The sequence below is a fragment of the uncultured Amaricoccus sp. genome (assembly GCF_937858865.1).
In the GTDB taxonomy this organism is placed as follows: Bacteria; Pseudomonadota; Alphaproteobacteria; order Rhodobacterales; family Rhodobacteraceae; genus Amaricoccus.
Window position 1 is genome coordinate 1 of sequence record NZ_CALLYO010000620.1, and the last position, 1,360, is coordinate 1,360.

At 74.3% G+C, this 1,360-nt stretch carries 2 protein-coding genes; both read right to left on the bottom strand.

What is annotated here, in order from left to right:
- Nucleotides 1–357: trypsin-like serine protease (locus Q0112_RS18565; RefSeq protein WP_297977547.1), on the bottom strand; the 357-nt coding region annotated here is incomplete at its 3' end.
- A 41-nt stretch (nt 358–398) separates the two neighbouring features.
- The coding region (locus Q0112_RS18570) for a heterodisulfide reductase-related iron-sulfur binding cluster (protein ID WP_297977548.1) at nt 399–1,360 on the bottom strand (962 nt) is incomplete at its 5' end.

The window sequence follows — 1,360 nt, forward strand, 5'->3', positions numbered from 1 at the left end:
CATGCCCTCGAAGGTGAACTCGGGATGCACTGCCGCCCGCACGATTCGCCCGACCGCCGCGGTCTTGCCCATGCGCAGCCCGGCTGCGAAGCGGAACTCCCCGAGCGGCACCCGCGCGCGGGTGCGCGGATGGAAGAGGCAGTGCGCCGCGGTGATGATGACCGTCTCCGAGATCAGCGTCGCGGTGCAGAAGCGCGTCCCCGCCACGTTGAGCCGCCCCACGCCGCGGAACGGCACCGCCTCCTCGACCGAGAGCAGCCGCCGCTCCTGCGCCGCGCCGGGGCCGCCCAGCACCGCGAGCCACGCCGCGGCCATCGCCGACGCGCGGGCGATGCTCAGGATCCGGTCAAAGTCCAAGCGCGGCCTTCTTCCCGTTGCAGCGGCGCCCGGCGGGCGCCTCACGCCGCCCCGAGCGCCGGCGGCCTCGGCCCCCCGGTCGCCCAGTCGAGCAGCTCGGCGGTATGCACGACCGGCACCGCGGTCCCCGAGCCGATCTGCATCATGCAGCCGATGTTGCCGGCGGCGATCACCTCCGGCGCCTTCTCCTCCAGCGTCGCCACCTTGCGCGCGCGCAGCTCGCGCGAGATCTCGGGCTGGAGCAGGTTGTAGGTGCCGGCCGAGCCGCAGCAGAGGTGGCTGTCGCGCGGCTCCACCACCTCGAAGCCCGCCGCCTTCAGCAGCGCCTTCGGCTGGGTGCGGATCTGCTGGCCGTGCTGCAGCGAGCAGGCGGCGTGATAGGCGACGCGCAGCCCCGGCGCCGTCGCGGGCTCCTGCAGCCCCAGCTCCGCCATCAGCTCCGAGACGTCGCGCGCCAGCGCCGCCACCCGCGCCGCGTCCCCGGCCAGCGGGTTCTCGGCGAACATCGCGCCATAGTCCTTCACCGTCGTGCCGCAGCCCGAGGTGTTCACCACCACCGCGTCGAGTCCCGCGCCGTCCGCCTCGCGGATCCAGGCGCGGATGTTCTTTGCCGCCGAGGCATGGCTCTCGCGCGTCTTGCCCATGTGATGGGTCAGCGCCCCGCAGCACCCCGCCCCCTCGGCGATCACCACCTCGCAGCCGTGCCGGGTGAGCAGCCTGATCGTCGCCGCGTTGATGTCGGTGTTGAGCGCCCGCTGCGCGCACCCGGTCAGCAGCGCCACCCGCTTCCGCCGCGGCCCCTCGGCCGGGAAGACCTGCGGGTCGTCGAGCCGGCTCCGCGGCGGCAGCGAGCGGGGGGCGAACTCGAGCATGCCGCGGAGCTTCGCCGGCAGGAGCGGCGCGAACGGCCGCCCGATGTTGGCGGCGAGGAGCGCGAGGCGGAACCGCCCCGGATAGGGCAGGATCTTCGCCAGCGCCCAGCGCAGCGTCCGGTCCATGAACG